The organism is Bosea sp. ANAM02 (assembly GCF_011764485.1).
Classification (GTDB): Bacteria; Pseudomonadota; Alphaproteobacteria; order Rhizobiales; family Beijerinckiaceae; genus Allobosea.
This window is the reverse complement of sequence record NZ_AP022848.1, coordinates 774,445-792,243: the sequence shown is the minus strand read 5'-3', so window position 1 is coordinate 792,243 and position 17,799 is coordinate 774,445. Positions and strand designations below refer to the sequence as shown.

Genomic DNA, 17,799 nt, shown 5'->3' with positions numbered 1-17,799 from the left:
GCATCCTTCGAGACGCCATTCCGAGGGAGTGGCTCCTCAGGATGAGGGCTCAGGGAGCTACCGAACAAATTCTTGGCGAAGATGCCCTCACGCTTGGGCACCTTTTCGCCATGATCCGACTTTAGCCACCTTCCGAAGGAAATTCTTGGCGTGGCGATTGCCGGCTCGCTAACGAGACGTTAACGCTTCTCCGCAACTGTTCGTTCACGTTTATCGCACCGCTTCGGCGGGCGCATCGAGACGAGTCAGACAGATTGGGCAGGACAACCGCCACGCTTGCAGGATGCGCGCCGTCCGGCGCGAAGCCAGTCGCGCGACAGGCGCTGGCGCTCGGCCTCGCGCTGGCCGCGATGCTGGTCGGTGTCCGCGGCACGCAGAATGCCGCCGCCAACGGTGACACCCGCACCATCACCATCCGGCACATGCACACGAAGGAAGAGACGACCGTCACCTTCAAGCGTGACGGCCGCTATGACGGGGCCGCGCTGGAGAAGCTGAACTGGGCCCTGCGCGACTGGCGCACCGACGAACAGATCCGCATGGACCCGCGGCTCTTCGACGTCATCTGGGAGGTGCAGCGCCAGCTCGGCTCCGACCAGCCTTTCCATGTCGTCTCGTCCTATCGCGCACCCGGCACCAACGCGATGCTGCGCCGCCGCTCGCGCGCCGTCGCCAAGCACAGCCAGCACATGCTCGGCAAGGCGATGGATTTCTACCTGCCGGACGTGCCGACCGCCCGCATCCGCGAGGTCGGCATGCGGCTACAGCGCGGCGGCGTCGGCTTCTATCCGAACGCCCATACCCCCTTCGTCCATCTCGATGTCGGCTCGGTACGCTCCTGGCCGCGGATGACCCGCGACCAGCTCGTGCGTCTCTTCCCCAACGAGAAGACCGTTCACCTGCCGGCCGATGGGCAGCCGCTCTCCGGCTACGAACTTGCCAAGGCGGAGATCCTGTCGGGCGGCGGCGCCGTCGCCGGCTATGCCGCAGCCGAGCTCGATGAAGGCGCCGTCATCGCATCGGGCCGCAAGAGCCTGTGGGCATCGCTCTTCGGCGGCGACGACGAGGAGGCCGATGCCCGCCCGGCCGCCCGCGGCCGCCGGCCCGCGCCGCGCCAGCAGCCGACCGTCATGGCCTATGCCAACACCAACAGCTATGGCGATGCCAACTCGCCGGATGGCGGTCGCCTCGCCGTCATCCTGGGGCAGCAGCAGCCAGCCGCGCCCGCGATGCGCACGCTGACGCGCGAGCGCTCGGAACGGCTGGCGCCGCAGGTCAATACCCCTCAGCAGCAGCCCGCTCCGACGCCGGAGCCTCCGGCGGTTGCCGTCGCGGCCGCCTCGCCGCAGCGCCCGCAGGAGATCCGGCCACAGCTGATCGACGCGCCCCTGCCGCTCGCGCGGCCGCGCGGCCTCTCGCTCCCGGCGGAGGACGGAGCGCCCGTCCAGATCGCGGCTTTGCCCGCGGCCGGTGGCGCGCTCGCCTTCGCGCCCCAGCCCGAGCAGAAGCTGGTGCTCGCCTCCCTGCCGCCGCGCCGCCCCGACGAGGTGGCCGGGCCGAGCGAGATCGTCACTGCCGGGCAGCCCACCAATGCGCCGCTGCCGCCGATGCGACCGACCGCTCTCGCCGACGCCGCGATCGCCTCGCTGCGGGGCACGGAAGCGCCGGAAGCGCCGCTGACCCAGGCCAGCGAGGGGCGCCTCGTCACGGCCTCGCTGCCGCCGGTACGGCCGCGCGAGGGCGGCGTCAGCTTCGCGACCGCGACGCAGCGTTCCATGCCGGTCCCCGACGAGCCCGAGGATGCCGCCGAAATGGATCGCGGCGGCCTGACCTCCCTGTTCGCAGCGGTCTCGCGCACCGGCCGCACGCCCGGAAAGCCGGTGACCGTCGCGACGGCCCGCGCCAGATCCACCGGCCCCTCGGGCACGCCGATCGCCGGCCCGAGCCCGGCCGCGGCACTGGGCTTCAGCCATGCCGATCCGGTCGACGCCAAGCCCGGCAGCTTCTCCGGCCCGGCCGTCCGCCCGCTGCCGACGAATTTCGTCCAGAACTGAACGCTGCAGGGCGTCATGCTCGGGCTTGACCCGAGCATCTCGGAAACCAGCGCCCCCGTCATGAGATTCTTGGGGCTCTGCGCTCCGCTTCGCCCGAGAATGACGGACAGGAGGCTATTCCCGGTCGATCGGCCAGGCCTTGAACACGTCGAGCGCCTCGCAGGCGCGCGCCTGTTCGGCGAGCGCCGGCCAGCGCTCCTCCGGTGCGAATTCCGGAATCACGAAACGGCAGAAGCCCCAGGCGATGGCGGCCGCGATATCGCTCGGCAGCAGTTCCGGCCCCGCCGTCAATTCGCCCTCCTTGGCAGCCGCGTCGAGCAGATCGAGCGCGACGTGAAGCTGGTTGAGGATGCGCTCCTGCCAGGGCGCGTAGCGCTGCGCCTCGGGGCGCTTGCGCTCGTATTCGACCGAGACGGCCTTGTCGGCCGCCACGATGCCGATGCCGGTCAGCGCGAGGTCGCGCCGGCGCGCCACGCCTTCGAGCGGGCGCAGCGAGCGCCCGGCGACATCCTCGAAATGCTGGATGATCAGCAGCGATTCGCTGATGACGATGCCGTCATCGGTGACGAGCGTGGGCGCCTTGATCAGCGGGTTGATCGCCCGGAATTCCTCCATATGCCGGAAGACCGAGACCGAGCGATGCTCGAACGGCACCTCCAGCAAGGTCCCCGTGATCGCCGCGCGGCGGACATAGGGGCTATCCAGCATTCCGACGAGCAGCATCGCGACCTCCGTTTCGACACCAGGCGAGAGTGCCGGACGCCTGCGGCAAAGCCACGCGAATTCGCGTGATGCGCAGGATCACGCCGCTTGATGCGCGGGGCTCGCAGCGGGCGTGAGCTGTTCGCTCAACGGCTCGTCGAGCCGGAGGCCGCGTTCATGAGCGGCCATCTGGCAGGGGTCCCAATAAGGGGTGCCGCCGAAGCGCTCGACCAGGAGATCGATGAGCACCCGGACCTTGCCGGGAACATAGGCGCCGGGCGGACGCACGACATAAAGCGCCCGCGTCGGCATCGGATGATCCAGCAGAATCGGCTCGACGGCGCCGGAGCGGATCGCATCAGAGGCGATGAAGGTCGGCAGCACGGCCAGTCCGAGACCCGCCACCGCCCAGGACAGCAGCGTGTCGCCGCTGTCGGACTGCATCCGGCCCGGCGGCCGGACCGTGATCCAACGCTTGCCGGCGCGGAACACCCAGTCCTGATCGTTGGTGCCGCTATAGAGCAGGCAGTCATGGTCGTTGAGGTCGGCGGGGATCTCCGGGCGCCCGCGCCGCGCGAAATAGGCCGGGCTGCCGACGACCGTGGCATGGACCGGCGCGATCTTGCGGGCGATCAGGCTGGAATCCTTGAGCGAGCCGATGCGGATCGCGGCATCGAAGCGCTCGCCGATCAGGTCGACATAGCGATCGCTCGCCTGCACGTCGATTTCGAGCCGCGGATACATCTGCGCCAACTCGCCGAGCACTGGCGCGACATGCCGGTTGCCGAAGGTCATCGGCATGGCCAGTCGCAGGCGCCCGGCGACGCCGCCGGCGCGCTGTGCCACCGCCTCGCGCGCCTCCTCCAGCTCGGCCAGGATGCGCTCGCTGCGCGCCTTGAACTCGAGCCCGGCCTCGGTCGCCGCGACGCCGCGCGTCGTGCGGCTGAGCAGGCGCGTGCCGAGCTCCTCCTCCAGGCGGCTCACGCGCCGGCTGACGATCGATTTCGCCAGGCCCAGCGTCTGCGCCGCCCGGCCGAAACCGCCCGCCTCGACCACGGCGATGAAGCTTCGGATATCGTCGAGCTCCGCCATCGGCGTTCCTCCTGCAGCAACAGTCTGGTTCCGATTATGGCGGTTCTAGTGCCATTCGTGAACCACTACCTTGCCGGTCATCGAAATCATTCCGTCATAGGAACCATCGTCATGGCCTCCGTCCTCGTCCTCAACAGCAGCGCCTCCGGCCCCGATTCGGTCTCGAAGCTCCTCGTCCAGAGCACCGTCGAGCGGCTGCGCTCGCAGAATCCCGGTCTCAACGTCGTCGAGCGCGATCTCGACGCCGCTCCCGTTCCGCATCTCAATGCCGAGACAACGGCGGCGGTCCGCGCCGGCGTCACCGAGACCCCGGCCCAGCGCGAGGCGCTCATCCTCTCCAACGCCCTGGTCGAGGAGCTGAAGGCGGCCGACACCATCGTCATCGGCGCTCCCATGTACAATTTCGGCATCCCCTCGACGCTGAAGAGCTGGTTCGACTACGTGCTCCGCGCCGGCGTCACCTTCCGTTACAGCGAGGCCGGTCCCGAAGGCCTGCTCAAGGGCAAGCGCGCCATCATCGTCGAGAGCCGCGGCGGCCTCTACAGCAGCGGCCCGGCCCAGGCCATGGACTCGCAGGAGCCGCATCTGCGCACCATGCTCGGCTTCGCGGGGATCACCGACGTCGCCTTCATCCGCGCCGAGAAGCTGGGCTATGGACCGGAGGCGCGCGAAGAGGCGATCCGCAACGCCAATGCCGAACTCGCCCTCGTCGCGTAACCACTGAGGCGCCGGCCGCAAGGCCGACGCCTGCAAGCTCTCCGGCATCTCCATCGCCCGATTTGAAGATTGCGCAAACTATCGTCTTGCCACGAAAGGTTTCGCCGATAGCTTAGGCACGTCTGGCCGCGAGGCGTCTACGAGCCTCGGGCTGCTTTTGCGAGCGCCGTGCAACCAACGACACGGCGCCGTCCCCAATCCGGAGGAGACGAGCCTGATGATGACCACGAACACGTTGCGCTATGCCCTGTTCGCCGGGGCGCTGCTGCTGCCGGCGGCCGCCGGGGCACAGGAACTGCGCCTGATGACCGGCCCCCAGGGCGGTGTCTGGGTTCCGCTCGGCGGGCAGCTCAAGGACCTCTGGGAGAAGGCGATACCCGGAGCGAAGATCCAGTCGCTGCCGGGAGCGGGCATCGCCAATGTCCGCGCCATCGACGCCGGCAAGGCCGAGATCGGCTTCGGCAACTCGATCTCGACGGTCGACGGGCTCGAGGGCAACGCGCCGTTCCCGAAGAAGCAGGCGGATATCTGCAACGTCGCCTCGCTCTACCCGCAATATTTCCAGATGCTGGTGCCGATGGATTCCGACATCAAGTCGGCCAAGGACCTCAAGGGCAAGTCGATCACCACGCAGCCGCGCGGCAATACCGGCGAGCTGATCACCGGCCAGCTGCTGAAGGTCCACGGCCTCAGCTACAACGACGTCAAGGTTTCCTTCGTCTCCTACACCGACTCGGTGCAGCAGATGCAGGACGGGCAGGCCCAGGCCTTCTCGCTCGGCACGGCGATTCCCTCGGGCGCCGTCATGGACCTCGCTTCGGCGCGGGATGTCCGGCTGCTCGATCTTTCCGCCGACCTGGCCGGGATGAAGAAGCTCAATCCCGGCTATACGCTGGTCACCGTTCCGAAGGGCACCTATCCCAAGCAGGACAAGGACGTGAAGGTGATCGGCTACGCCACCCATATCGTCGCTTCCTGCAAGCTGCCCGCCGATCAGGTCTACGCCATGACCAAGGCGATCGCGGACAATGTCCCGGCCCTGACCGCCACCAGCAAGGCGGTGGCCGGCCTGACGCCGCAGATCATGGCCGAGGATATCGGGGTGCCGTTCCACCCCGGCGCCGCTCGGTTCTACAAGGAAAAGGGCCTCACCGTCGCCAGTCGCTAGAGCCGGATCCGATCGGGTCGGGGCAACCTGATCGGCGAATCCGCCCCTGGTCTTTGATAGGGCACGCCGGAGCGATCCGGCGTGCCCAGGCTGGATGCAGAAACGGGAGGCCCGCTTGGAGCGGCTGAAATCGATGTCTATCGGCGGCTGGCTGATCGCGCTGCTCGCGATCGCCATGTCGGTCTATCACATATGGGTCATTCTGGCGGGTCCGCCGGAGGCCGTGCTGTTCCGCGGCACGCACCTCCTGTTCGCGCTGGCGCTGACATTCCTGATCTTCTGCGGCGCCAAAGGCGAAGGGGCGCAGCCCGGCTGGCTGGATTATGCCTGGGCGATCCTCGGCGCGGCGCCGATCCTCTACCTGTTCCTGAACTACGATTATCTCGTCAACCGCATCTATTATGTCGACGACCTGACGACGCCGGATATCGTCTTCGGCTGCCTCCTGATCGTCGTCGTGCTGGAAGCGACGCGTCGCGTCATCGGGCTCGCCCTGCCGATCACGGCGGCGGTGGCGCTGGTCTACGCGATCTTCGTCGCGCGCGTCGAGCCGATGCGCCTGCTCGATCAGCTCTTCATGACGACCGAAGGCATCTTCGGCATCCCGCTCTCGGTCTCGGCCGGCTATGTCATGATCTTCGTGCTGTTCGGCGCCTTCGTCGAACGCACCGGCTCGGGCCGGCTGTTTATGGATTTCGCGACCAGCGTGGCCGGCGGCAGCGCCGGAGGTCCCGGCAAGGTGGCGGTCATCTCCTCCAGCCTGTTCGGAACGATCTCGGGCAGCGCGGTCGCCAACGTGATGGTGACCGGCACGATGACCATTCCGCTGATGAAACGGACCGGCTTCCGACCGGCCTTCGCCGGCGGCGTCGAATCGGTCGCCTCGACCGGCGGGCAGATCATGCCACCGATCATGGGCGCCGCCGCCTTCGTGATGGCCGAGTTCCTCGGCGTCTCCTACGCGCAGGTGACGGTCTGGGCGCTGCTGCCGGCCCTGCTGTTCTACATCGCCTGTTTCGGCGCGGTGCATTTCGAGGCGCGCCGCCTCGGCCTGGCCGGGCTTCCGCGCTCCGAGCTGCCGCGTCTTGGGACGGTTCTGCGCGAACAGGGACATCTGTTCATCCCCGTCCTCGTCATCCTGCTCGTCATCTATAGCGGCTACAGCGCGCCGCTGGCGGCCCTGGCGGGGACCGCGGCCTGCTTCCCCGTGGCGGCGCTGCGGGCGAGTTCCCGCGCCAATGTCACCCTCGCCAATCTCGTCGGCGCCTTGATCGACGGCGCGAGGGGAACGATCGCCGTGGCCCTGGCCTGCGCCTGCGCCGGCATCGTCATCGGCGCGATCTCGCTGACCGGTGCCGGCATCGTCTTCACCCAGCTCGTGGTCAACCTCGCCGACCAGGCGCTGTTCCTCGCGCTGCTGCTGACGATGTGCGCCGGCATCCTGCTCGGCATGGGCATGCCGACGACACCCGCCTACATCATCATGACGGCGCTGCTGGTGCCGGCGCTGGTCAAGCTCGGCGTGGTGCCCCCGGCGGCGCATCTCTTCGCGCTCTACTTCGCCATCCTCTCGGCGATCACGCCGCCGGTGGCCCTGGCGGTCTATGCCGCGTCGGGCATCGCGAAATCCGATCTGTGGGAAACCGGGTGGGCCTCGGTCAAGATTGGCGCCGCCGGCTTCATCGTGCCGTTCATGTTCGCCTATGAGCCGGCGCTGCTGATGATCGGCGACTGGCCGAAGATCGTCTTGACCGCCGTCTCGGCGACCAGTGGCGCGCTGCTGCTGGCCGCCGGGCTGCACGGCTTCCTGGTCGCCCGCGCAACGATGATCGAACGGGCCATGCTCGTGGCGGCGGCGTTCAGCCTGATCAAGCCGGGGGCCCTGACCGACCTGCTCGGCCTTGCCCTGGCCCTGGGGGTGATCGCCCTGCAATGGCCGCGACGCGGCGAGGCCGCTACCGCTGCCGCTGCTCCTGCGGCGGGAGCGCCGGAGCAGGCGCCGCCATAGGGCGCGTCATGCCCCACTGAACGCGACCACGATGAAAACGGGGCGGTTCCGACCGGAACCGCCCCGCCATCTATCTGTCCGAGGCTTTGGGGCCTATGCCGTCTCGCCCACCGCCTGGAGATACAGATCGAGGATCGCTTCCTCTTCCTTGCGCTCGTCGAGATCGCGCTTGCGCAGGGCCACGACCTTGCGCAGCACCTTGACGTCATAGCCGTTGCCCTTGGCCTCGGCATAGACCTCCTTGATGTCGTCGGCGATCGTCTTCTTCTCTTCCTCGAGCCGCTCGATGCGCTCGACGATGCTCTTGAGCTGGTCGCCCTGAACCGGATCGTCCATCTGATAACCTTCTCGGGTACGAAATTGGCCGGCAGCGTTCGCCCGGATGAGGGGCGTCCGTCAAGACCGAACTGGCGCGGGCTCTGCAGCCCATCAACAGTCCTGACGTCGCACGGCGGGAAATCGGCCCGCGTGGCTCGCGCAATCCTCCGAAAAAGTATGACTATATCACCAGACGCCAGATGACGCCGCGTTCAAGCCACCCTACAATGATGACAAGGAGCGAGCCGCGAAGCGGCCGAGACCAAGGGAGCCGCGCGGCGTGTCGCAATCCACCACCGCCATCGCAACGATGCGCACGAACGCCCGCGCGATTTTCGACGCCGCCGTCGCCCGCGCCCATCCCGCGGGCTGCCTGCCACAGCATCTGCCCTCCGCCCCGCCTCATGGGCGCCTGATCCTGCTCGCCGCCGGCAAGGCCGCCGGCAGCATGGCGGCGCTGGCCGAAGCCCACTATCTCGACCAGGGCTTTCCGCCCGAACGGCTTCTCGGCCATGCGGTCGCCCGCCACGGCTATACCGCGCCGACCCGGCATATCCCGATGGTCGCGGCCGGCCACCCGGTCCCCGACCAGGGCAGCATCGACAGTGCCGGGCGAGCACTCGCGCTCGCTGCCTCCGCGACCGAAGACGACCTCGTGCTCGTCCTGCTCTCTGGCGGCGGCTCGGCCAACTGGGTCGCGCCGGCAGGCATGCTCGCGCTGGCCGAGAAGCAGGCGGTCAACAAGGCGCTTCTGCGCTCCGGCGCACCGATCGGCGAGATGAACACCGTCCGCAAGCGGCTCTCGCGGATCAAGGGCGGCAGGCTCGCGCTCGCCGCCGCTCCCGCACTACTGCTGACGCTCGCGATCTCCGACGTGCCCGGCGACGAGCCGGCCGCGATCGCCTCGGGCCCGACCGTCGCCGATCCCAGCACGACGGCCGAGGCACGCGCCATCGTCGCCCGCTACGGACTCGACCTGCCTGCGGCCGCTCGCGCCCTCCTGGACGATCCCGGCAACGAGACACCGAAACCCGGTCACCCGGCCTTCGCCAACAGCGACTATCGCATCATCGCCCGCCCGGCCGATGCCTTGGCTGCGGCACGCGCGACGGCTGAAGCCGCAGGCTATGCCGTGCATGATCTCGGCGCCGATCTCGAAGGCGAGGCGCGCGACGTCGCAGCCGCCCATGCCGAGCTCGCCCGGTGCCTGAAGCGCGAGGGCAGGCGCGCCGCGATCCTGTCAGGCGGCGAGCTCACCGTGACCCTGCGCGGCTCCGGCCGCGGCGGCCCCAATCAGGAATATGCGCTGGCGCTGGCGATCGCGCTCGCAGGCGAGCCCGGCATCGTGGCGCTGTCCGGCGACACCGACGGTACCGATGGCGGCGGCGGCGAGGCGACGGACCCTGCCGGCGCTCTGGTCGATCCCCAGACTTTGGCTCGCGCCGCCGAGATCGGCCTTGATCCCGCCCGATCCCTCGCCGACAACGATTCGACCGGCTTCTTCGAAGCGCTCGGCGATTTGCTGCAGCCGGGACCGACACTGACCAATGTCAACGACTGCCGCGTGATCCTGATCGAACCGTGAGAATGCCGGGCTTTCCTCGAACGGTCCCCCCCCTCGCCTTCTGCGCCGCCGCCTTCCTCGCGAGCGTGGCGCCGGCCAGGGCGGACCTGCGCATGTGCAACACCACTTCGAGCCGCATCGGCGTCTCGATCGGCTATCGTGACGCGCAGGGCTGGATCACCGAGGGCTGGTGGAACATCAGCCCGCGCGGCTGCGAAACGCTGCTGCGCGGCACGCTGGCGGCGCGCTTCTATTACGTCCACGCCGTCGATTACGACAAGGGCGGCGAATGGACCGGCAAATCGGTCATGTGCGTGCGCAACAAGGAATTCACGATCCGGGGCATCGAGGATTGCCTGGCCCGCGGCTATGACCGCGCCGGCTTCTTCGAGGTCGATACCGGCGAACAGAAGAGCTGGACGATCCAGCTCACCGATACCGGCGGCGCTCCGCGACCCTGACCGGCTTACGCCGGGCGAAAGTCTCGGCATAAGGTAGACGACCGACGCAAGGTCAGCCGGCCCTGCGGACAGGAACCGGAAGCGAGGCCCCGGCAACGGGCTGACCGCGCTCCAGAACGAACGAAAGGGTGCGGCCGAGGCCATAGGGGCTCATCGGTCGCAGGGGAAGAGCAATGAAGCGCGAACGCCGGATCAAGATCATCGCCACCCTCGGCCCCGCCTCGTCGACCGAGGAGATGTGCGCAAAGCTCTTCGCCGCCGGCGTTGACGTCTTCCGCATCAACATGAGCCACACCCAGCGCGAGACGCTCAGCGAGAAGGTCGCGATGCTGCGCGGGCTGGAGGGCAAGTTCCGTCGCCCGGTCGGTATCCTCGCCGACCTGCAGGGTCCTAAGCTGCGCGTCGGCCAGTTCGGCGGCGACGGCGGCGTGATGCTGGAAAAGGGCGCGCGATTTACACTCGATTCCGACCCCGCCCCCGGCGACGTCAAGCGCGTCCACCTCCCCCATCCCGAAATCCTCAGCGCGCTCGAACCCGGCCACCACCTCATCCTCGACGACGGCAAGCTGCGCCTCGTCGTCGAGAAGGCTTCACCGAAGGAAGCGCTCACCAAGGTTCTCGTCGGCGGCCGCCTGTCCTCGCGCAAGGGCGTGAGCCTGCCCGACACGACCATCGCGGTCTCTGCCATGACCGACAAGGACCGCGCCGATGCCGAGGTCGCGGCCGAGGTCGGCGTCGACTGGATCGCACTGTCCTTCGTGCAGCGGCCCGAGGACATGGCGGAATTGCGCAAGATCGTGCGCGGCCGCGCTCTGGCGCTCGCCAAGATCGAGAAGCCGCAGGCCGTCGCCCGCATGGAGGAGATCATCGACGCTTCCGATGCGATCATGGTCGCGCGCGGCGATCTCGGCGTGGAGATGCCGCTGGAGAAGGTGCCGGGCACCCAGAAGCGCCTGACCCGCATGGCCCGGCTCAAGGGCAAGCCGGTCGTGGTCGCGACCCAGATGCTGGAGAGCATGATCACGAGCCCGGTGCCGACCCGCGCCGAGGTCTCCGACGTCGCGACAGCCGTCTTCGAAGGTGCCGATGCCGTCATGCTCTCGGCCGAAAGCGCCGCCGGCCAGTACCCGGTCGAGGCGGTGACGATGATGAACAGCATCGCCGAGGAGGTCGAGGGCGATGCGGTCTATCGCTCGATCCTCGAATCGCAGCGCAACGAGCCCGAGGCGACCGGCGCCGACGCCATCGCCAAGGCTGCCCACGAGATTTCCGAGACGCTGAACCTCAAGGCGATCTGCGCCTGGACGTCCTCGGGCTCGACCGCCTTCCGCATCGCCCGCGAACGCCCGAACGCGACGGTGATCTCGCTCACCCCCAACCGCGCCACCGCCCGGCGCCTGACGCTGGTCTGGGGCGTGCACGCCATCGTCACAAAGGATGCCAGCGACGCCGACGACATGGCCTTCCGCGCCTGCAAATTCGCGGTGCGCGAGCATTACGCCAAGCTCGGCGACCGCATCATCGTCGTTGCCGGCGTGCCCTTCGGAACACCGGGCGCGACCAACATGGTCCGCATCGCCTTCATCGCACAGGAGCATGTCGAGAAGGCTTGAACCGAAACGTCATTCTCGGGCGAAGCGCAGCGCAGACCCGAGAATCTCTTTCAGGTAAGGCCACGTCGAGAAATGGCCTTCCGGCCTGAGATGCTCGGGTCAAGCCCGAGCATGACGGAGGGGATTTCGGGCGCTCAAGCGTCCCGCCCGTCGACCTCGGCCTTCAGCGAATCCACGGCCTTCTTGACCGCGTCGAACTGCGGATAGACCTCAAGCGCCCTGCGGAAGGCCGTCATCGCGGCCTTGTCGTCGCCCTGCTGGCGCAGGATCATGCCGAGCCCCATCATGGCGCCGTAATGGCGCGGCTCGCGCTTCAACGTCTCGCCGATATCCAGCATGGAGCGGATCGAATCGCCCATGAGATAGAGAGCGTTGGCGCGCTGGTTCCAGGCCTCGGCCCAGTCCGGCTGCAGGCTGATGACACGGTCGAGCAATTCGATCGCCAGCTCGTTCTGCTTGTCCTTGAGCGCCTGCTGGGCGCGGGTCATCAGCAGGTCGGCCGTGTCGGAGCCCGATCGGGCCCAACGCCGCTGGATCAATCGCGCGACGCCCTCGGCCTCCTCCTGCGTCGTCGCATCGTGCAGACGCTGGAACAGCCGTTCCAGCGTCGCCGCCGGGCTGCGCTGCGGCGCCTGGGGAGTAACGGGATTGTCGGCCTTGTCGTCGGGCGCGACGGTGCCCGGCCGCGACGGCGGCGCAGGCTGGGCCCGGGCGGCGCCGGTCGCGAACGGGCCGGCCGCAGCCAGCAGCAGCGCGAGGGCAGCGGGCACGATGCGAAGACGGATCATGCCGGAACTCTAGCCGCCCCGGCGACAGCGTCAAATCACAGCCGGGCGAGCGCGCAACGCAAAGAGCGGGCACGCCATCGGCGTCCCGCTCTGCAAAATCCCAACCGAGGCACCCGCGCGACCGCAGTCGCGCGACGTCTCAGCCCTGACGCGCCTTGAAGCGCTTCTGGACCTTGTTGATGATGTAGACGCGGCCCTTGCGGCGCACGAGCTGGTTGTCGCGGTGGCGCGCGCGAAGCGACTTCAGCGAATTACGGATCTTCATCGTCTCAACTCCATCGGCCCGCCCTTGCGAGATGGGCCGGTCAAAAACCTTCAGTCTGCGACGCGGCCTCAACGGCCCTCGCCGCCCATGCAATGGTGCGACTGATGCGATGCCGGCTGTATACGGATTTTTCCGTGGATCGCAAGTGCGATCGCAGCCCGACCCGCAGGAAATCCGCTTCCGCTTCGCGGGAACCTAAACCATGGAATGGCGTTAGGACACTCGCCCACACGGAGACCCTCCATGCGCCTGCCTCTTCTCGCCTCCCTTCTCGCCACGACGCTGATCCTCGGCGCCTGCGGCAACACCGTCGAACAGCGCATCGGCGGCGCAGCCGTCGGCGCCGGCACCGGCGCGGTGGTTGCCGGTCCCGTCGGCGCCGTGGTCGGCGGCGCGGCCGGCGCGGTCACCGGTCCCTCGGTGGCGCGCGCCACCCGCCGCGCGACGCGCTGAACCGGCACAGCCTTCTCCCGCCGGCACGCTCGCTGCGCGCCTGCGGGAGAAGCCGAGACCGCGCAGAATACGAAGACATCGACCCGCGTACCGATATGCGGCGCTCCGGAAGCCACCCTGTTCGGAGGCCGGGCGCAGCTGTTTGCAACCGATCACAACAATTCGATGACTTCCTGATTTTGAGGGTTGCCAAGACGAAATGGACCGGCTATCTCCCCCGTTATCAGGCCGGACGCAACGCGTCATGACGCTCTGAGACGCGCCCGTAGCTCAGCTGGATAGAGCATCAGACTACGAATCTGAGGGTCAGAGGTTCGAATCCTTTCGGGCGCGCCATTTCGGTACAGAACTGCGAACACCGTCAGCCGCGAGCAAAAGCTCGGCGACGGCTTGTTCCAGAGTGGATTTATCCCCGATCATGCGAACGACGCCGTCATCGACCTCGATGCGGTCGATCACGACCTAAAAATAAGCCTTCCGGAACGGCGTCTCGCCTGAGGTGATGTTTTCGCGTACGGGGCGACCGAATCGTTCGATCACGGCGGGATCAAAGGCGGTCGGCGGCGCGACCTGGGCCTTGATCCGGTCGAGCGCGGTACCGGCTCGCTCGCGGTCCAGCTTGAGGCTGGCGATGCGCTCCTTGAGGATATCGTCGAGCTCGGCGATGCCATCCTCGACCATCCTGTACAGACGCTTGAGCTTGTCCTCGGCCTCCGCGAGTTCCGCCTGGAGCGCGGCGACGCGCTTCTCGACTTCGAGTGCCTGGGCAGCACGGCGCTTACTTGGTTGCGAAGGCAATCTGGAAGGGTCCGGTGAGCACGGCTCGCCCTGGCCGTCCGCGGAAGCTACTGGAAACCCTCGAGCCACCCGCGCGCAGTCAGGAAATCACTATGTTTGGCCTGCTGCCGGTTTCGTGGACACCGAGATTGGGTGTTTCATGAACCGGGAGGTGGGGTATGCGGCGAAGACAGTTTGGGCGTGAGTTCAAGATCGAGGCGGTCCGCCTGATCAAGGAGCGCGGAGTGAGCGTGGCGCAGGCGTCTCGGGATCTGGATGTCCACGAGAACCAGTTGCGCAAATGGGTGAAGCTCTTTTCGGCCGATCCTGCGCAGGCCTTTCCCGGCCACGGTCAGATGAAGCCGGAGCAGCTTGAGATCGAGAAGCTGCGGCGGGAGGTGGCCAAGCTCAAGGCGGAGCGCGCCATCCTAAAAAAGGCCGCAGCCTACTTCGCGAAGGACGTGACATGAGGTTCACGTTCATTGCGAAGCACCGGGGGATCTGGCCGGTGGCTTGGCTTTGCGAAGCGCTGGATGTGTCGCGCTCGGGCTTCCATGCCTGGCTCAACCGATCACCGAGCCGGCGTGCACGCGACGATGAGGAGATCGGCAACAGGGTCCGGGCCAGCTTCCTTGGTTCGGATCGGACCTATGGTGCCAGGCGTGTCTGGCGGGATGTGCTGGCGGAAGGGATCGATTGCGGCCTGCATCGCATCGAGCGGCTGATGCGTGCCCAGGCTTTGCGTGCCAGGCCGCGTCGGCGCAGCCTGCCCAGGGATGAGGGCCAGCGATCGGCCATCGCGCCGAATACGCTCGGCCGGGAGTTCCATGCCGAACGGCCGAACCGGCGCTGGATCGCCGACTTTACCGACATCTGGACCACCGAAGGTTGGCTTTACGTTGCAGCCGTCATCGACCTGTTCTCGCGCCGGGTGGTGGGCTGGTCGATGAAGGCCGAAATGACCGCCGGGCTCGTGACCGAGCGCTGATGATGGCGATCTGGCGCCGGGGAAAGCCGGATGCCCTGCTGCACCATTCGGACCAGGGCAGCCAGTATGCCAGCGAGCAGTTCCAGAAGCTCATGACCGACAACGGCGTCATCTGCTCGATGAGCCGCTCGGACAACGTCTGGGACAATGCCGCGATGGAGAGCTTCTTCTCCTCGCTCAAAACCGAGCGGATCAGAGGCAGGGTATACCGGACACGCGACGATGCTCGTGCCGACGTGTTCGATTACATCGAGCGCTTCTACAATGCCGTTCGAAGGCACTCGACCATCGGCGACATCAGCCCGGTCGAGTTCGAAAAGAGGGCCGGATTAGCTTAACTGAGCGTCCACACAACCGGCAGCAGGCCAAAATGACCCCACCAAATCGCGTAGAACAATGGGCCAAGCGAGTCGGTCTAAGGCGCCGCGATCGGCCCCTGGGGCCAGCCTGCAACTTAACCCTCGACGGGCTAATGTTCTCTTTATGTTCTATCGCAAGGAACGCCGCCCCATGTATGTCCAGCCTGCCGTCATCGGGGAACCGCGGTCGCGGGCTCACGCTATCGAGCAGCCAAAAGCGAGGATGACAATAAATACCCTGATGAGTGCGCTCGTCATCGGATCGAGCTTGGCACCGCGGCCTTTAATCCACTGGGAGAACCAGCCAGTTGGCAATTCCAATGTCCCGCAGCCGGCCAAGCCCGTGGAGCTGAAGCGCTATCTCGGCATGTGGTACGAACAAGCGCGCTACGAGGCTGGGTTTCAGAAGGGCTGCGACGCGGTCACAGCGGAATATGCGCAGAAGCCGGACGGTACGGTTTCTGTCGTCAATTCCTGCCACCAGGGCGGCGTGACGGGGCCGCTGAAGACCGCAGAGGCAACGGCCCGCGTCGTTGATGACTCGAATGGCTCGAAGCTCAAGGTGACGATCTTCTGGCCGATCGAGGGGACTAATGGGTGCTGGATCGCGCGCCAAACTATCCTCGTCCATCGTAGGCGAGCCCTCAGGTCGATATCTCTGGATATTGACCCGCAGCCAGAAGCTCAGTTCGGGTCGGTATGCGGTTCTGGCGGAGCTGGCGAAGGCGCTTGGCTACGACACCGGTATGCTGAGGCGTACTCAGCAACGAGGGTTTCATCTGGGGACTCAGGCGGATGCCATCGGCTAGTAGCCCGCCGCTCGTGAGCGGTGGGCTATTACTTATGAGCGCGGATCGGTATCTCGCGTCCGATCCGGCAGATCATCGATTGCCTCGTCTGCGCCTTGATCCTTGTGGAGGACGCCCTCGCGGAGCACCTTGGTCGCAGCATCGGCCGCGTTCTTCGGGTCTGTGGGAATGGCCTCGGTTTCATCCGTCGCGTGAAGGCCAATATCCTTCGGCTTCTGCCCGTCATTGCGGGCGCTGGCCGCAAAAGTCGCGAGAGCTTCAGGCTGATCTTTTGCCATGTCGGATTCTCCTGTTTGGCTCGCAACCGTGTGGATGAGCGGTTGTTCCTCAGCCTGCCGCTAAATGCAGTGAGCCCGGCCAGATGAGTCAGCTCAGCCAATAAATCGGCTGCACCGCGACAGCCATCGAGCTGAGGCAAAGACCGATTCCCGTCCAAAGCCAGAAATCCAACGAAGCGATATATCGCATCGGATTGCCCTCCATGATGACGGAGGAATGCGGGGGCCTCGGCGGCGTTCCCCATATGCATAAAATGCCAGCGAATATGGAAAATGACGGCTTAACGACTTGGCCTCTTTAACGAATTAGCCCGCCGCTTGGGAAGCGACGGGCCTCTGACTTCTGTCAGGACTTGCGGTTCCGGCCATCGCCGGGAAACTGGCTTTGCCCTCCTGTCGACTGCGGCCGGTACATCCGCGGCGACGCATCGACTGGAGAGCAGGCAGACATCCGGAGATGCCGCTGCACAAACCAGATGAGCTACATCCATCCGCGTCTGGCTGGCCGCATTAGGAGTCGTCGCCCTAGGGCCAATCGACATTCAGGATTCAAATCGTGATTGATGCGTGATTCATGGGTTTCCGGATTCGTTGATCTGGAGGCCGATGATGCCGAAGCCGAAGCGGTACGAGCTGAGCCGTGAACAATGGATGCGGGTTGAGGATCTGTTGCCCGGCAGGGCTGGCGATCCAGGCCGGTCCGGAGCGGATAATCTCACCTTCGTCAACGGCGTGTTGTGGGTCCTGCGATCCGGTGCGCATTGGCACGACCTGCCGGAGCGCTACGGCAAGTGGAAGAGCGTTCACAAGCGCTTCACGCGATGGGCGAAGGCCGGTGTGTGGGAGCGTGTCTTCGCTCATCTCATCGCCGATCCCGACAATGACTATGTCAGCCTCGACTCCAGTCTCGTGCGGGCTCACCAGCAGGCGGCCACCGGCAAGGGGGGCGGCCAAAAAGGGGGGAGCAGGCTCTGGGGCGTTCCAGAGGAGGACTGACGACCAAGATCCATATGGCCGTCGATGCGCTAGGCCGCCCGCTCAGGTTGATCCTCACGCCGGGGCAGCGCGGCGACGCACCACTCGCCCCAGCCCTCCTCGAAGGCCTTTCCCCGCGCCGGGTCCTGGCCGACAAAGCCTATGACTCGAACAGCCTGCGCTGCCTGATCGCCAGCATGGCGGCCGAAGCCGTCATCCCCTGCAATCCGACACGTAAGCAGTCCATCCCTTACGACTTCGAGGCCTACAAAGTTCGCAATACGATCGAGCGATGCTTCAATAAGCTCAAGCACTTCCGACGCATCGCAACCCGCTTCGACCGCAGGGCAGTCCACTTCCTCGCGTTCATTCAAATCGCCGCAGCTCTCTTATGGATGCGGTGAATGTCG

17 protein-coding genes, 1 tRNA gene and 2 pseudogenes are annotated in these 17,799 nt (G+C 66.6%); 12 read left to right on the top strand and 8 right to left on the bottom strand.

Translation table 11 applies throughout. The annotated features are described in order from the left end of the window. Window positions 1-254 precede the first annotated feature (254 nt). Window positions 255-2,054, top strand: a complete 1,800-nt coding sequence (locus tag OCUBac02_RS27200) for a peptidoglycan L,D-endopeptidase MepK (RefSeq protein ID WP_465247757.1) — start codon at window positions 255-257, stop codon at window positions 2,052-2,054. A 114-nt stretch (window positions 2,055-2,168) separates the two neighbouring features. On the opposite strand, the gene OCUBac02_RS03785 is transcribed toward OCUBac02_RS27200, so the two are convergent. Next, window positions 2,169-2,777 (bottom strand): glutathione S-transferase family protein, encoded by a 609-nt coding sequence (locus OCUBac02_RS03785; protein ID WP_047574433.1) that lies wholly within the window; start codon window positions 2,775-2,777, stop codon window positions 2,169-2,171. 78 nt (window positions 2,778-2,855) lie between these two features. Continuing rightward, a complete protein-coding gene (locus tag OCUBac02_RS03780; RefSeq protein ID WP_173043514.1) occupies window positions 2,856-3,848 on the bottom strand; it encodes a LysR family transcriptional regulator in 993 nt (330 codons plus the stop codon). Window positions 3,849-3,959: 111 nt separating this feature from the next. On the opposite strand from OCUBac02_RS03780, the gene OCUBac02_RS03775 reads away from it, so the two are divergent. From OCUBac02_RS03775 to OCUBac02_RS03765, 3 genes are all read left to right on the top strand, one after another. Then, window positions 3,960-4,565, top strand: a complete 606-nt coding sequence (locus OCUBac02_RS03775) for an FMN-dependent NADH-azoreductase (protein ID WP_173043513.1) — start codon at window positions 3,960-3,962, stop codon at window positions 4,563-4,565. Between the two features lie 217 nt (window positions 4,566-4,782). After that, window positions 4,783-5,733: a TAXI family TRAP transporter solute-binding subunit gene (locus OCUBac02_RS03770; RefSeq protein WP_156134462.1), complete on the top strand. Its 951-nt coding sequence runs from the start codon at window positions 4,783-4,785 to the stop codon at window positions 5,731-5,733. A 115-nt stretch (window positions 5,734-5,848) separates the two neighbouring features. Next, entirely contained in the window at window positions 5,849-7,741 is a 1,893-nt protein-coding gene (locus tag OCUBac02_RS03765; RefSeq protein WP_244639086.1) for a TRAP transporter permease, read from the top strand. Between the two features lie 93 nt (window positions 7,742-7,834). On the opposite strand, the gene OCUBac02_RS03760 is transcribed toward OCUBac02_RS03765, so the two are convergent. Next, complete coding sequence (locus OCUBac02_RS03760; protein ID WP_047574439.1) at window positions 7,835-8,077, bottom strand: DUF2312 domain-containing protein; 243 nt, start codon at window positions 8,075-8,077, stop codon at window positions 7,835-7,837. Window positions 8,078-8,369: 292 nt separating this feature from the next. Here OCUBac02_RS03760 and OCUBac02_RS03755 point away from each other — a divergent pair, with 292 nt between their 5' ends. From OCUBac02_RS03755 to pyk, 3 genes are all read left to right on the top strand, one after another. After that, entirely contained in the window at window positions 8,370-9,644 is a 1,275-nt protein-coding gene (locus OCUBac02_RS03755) for a glycerate kinase type-2 family protein (RefSeq protein ID WP_173049316.1), read from the top strand. Between the two features lie 2 nt (window positions 9,645-9,646). After that, entirely contained in the window at window positions 9,647-10,084 is a 438-nt protein-coding gene (locus OCUBac02_RS03750) for a DUF1036 domain-containing protein (RefSeq protein WP_047582569.1), read from the top strand. A 173-nt stretch (window positions 10,085-10,257) separates the two neighbouring features. Next, the gene (pyk, locus tag OCUBac02_RS03745; RefSeq protein ID WP_047582567.1) at window positions 10,258-11,697 is read left to right on the top strand and encodes a pyruvate kinase; all 1,440 of its coding nucleotides are present in this window, start codon (window positions 10,258-10,260) and stop codon (window positions 11,695-11,697) included. 134 nt (window positions 11,698-11,831) lie between these two features. Here the strand turns inward: pyk and OCUBac02_RS03740 are convergent, their stop codons facing one another. Continuing rightward, the gene (locus OCUBac02_RS03740) at window positions 11,832-12,485 is read right to left on the bottom strand and encodes a tetratricopeptide repeat protein (protein ID WP_173043512.1); all 654 of its coding nucleotides are present in this window, start codon (window positions 12,483-12,485) and stop codon (window positions 11,832-11,834) included. Between the two features lie 139 nt (window positions 12,486-12,624). Beyond that, on the bottom strand, window positions 12,625-12,750 hold the full coding sequence (gene ykgO, locus OCUBac02_RS03735; RefSeq protein WP_038363015.1) for a type B 50S ribosomal protein L36: 126 nt from the start codon (window positions 12,748-12,750) through the stop codon (window positions 12,625-12,627). A 243-nt stretch (window positions 12,751-12,993) separates the two neighbouring features. Between ykgO and OCUBac02_RS03730 the strand changes: the two genes are divergently transcribed. Beyond that, window positions 12,994-13,203, top strand: coding sequence for a hypothetical protein (locus tag OCUBac02_RS03730; protein WP_173043511.1), 210 nt, complete (start codon window positions 12,994-12,996; stop codon window positions 13,201-13,203). A 259-nt stretch (window positions 13,204-13,462) separates the two neighbouring features. Beyond that, window positions 13,463-13,539 (top strand) — tRNA-Arg (locus tag OCUBac02_RS03725). Here the strand turns inward: OCUBac02_RS03725 and OCUBac02_RS03720 are convergent. Further along, the gene (locus OCUBac02_RS03720; RefSeq protein WP_173043510.1) at window positions 13,510-13,662 is read right to left on the bottom strand and encodes a hypothetical protein; all 153 of its coding nucleotides are present in this window, start codon (window positions 13,660-13,662) and stop codon (window positions 13,510-13,512) included. The genes OCUBac02_RS03725 and OCUBac02_RS03720 overlap by 30 nt on opposite strands. A 3-nt stretch (window positions 13,663-13,665) precedes the next feature. Then, window positions 13,666-14,001, bottom strand: a complete 336-nt coding sequence (locus tag OCUBac02_RS03715) for a hypothetical protein (protein ID WP_173043509.1) — start codon at window positions 13,999-14,001, stop codon at window positions 13,666-13,668. Window positions 14,002-14,159: 158 nt separating this feature from the next. On the opposite strand from OCUBac02_RS03715, the pseudogene OCUBac02_RS03710 reads away from it, so the two are divergent. Next, window positions 14,160-15,306, top strand: a pseudogene (locus tag OCUBac02_RS03710) (IS3 family transposase). A gap of 262 nt (window positions 15,307-15,568) precedes the next feature. Beyond that, window positions 15,569-16,153 carry a lipocalin family protein gene (locus OCUBac02_RS03705; protein WP_197933308.1) on the top strand — a complete coding sequence of 195 codons (585 nt, stop codon included), beginning with the start codon at window positions 15,569-15,571 and terminating at the stop codon, window positions 16,151-16,153. A 15-nt stretch (window positions 16,154-16,168) separates the two neighbouring features. Here OCUBac02_RS03705 and OCUBac02_RS03700 read toward each other — a convergent pair whose 3' ends face one another. Beyond that, entirely contained in the window at window positions 16,169-16,414 is a 246-nt protein-coding gene (locus tag OCUBac02_RS03700; protein ID WP_173043508.1) for a hypothetical protein, read from the bottom strand. 609 nt (window positions 16,415-17,023) lie between these two features. Here OCUBac02_RS03700 and OCUBac02_RS03695 point away from each other — a divergent pair. Continuing rightward, window positions 17,024-17,793 (top strand): annotated as a pseudogene (locus tag OCUBac02_RS03695) (IS5 family transposase). The last annotated feature ends 6 nt before the right edge of the window (window positions 17,794-17,799 follow it).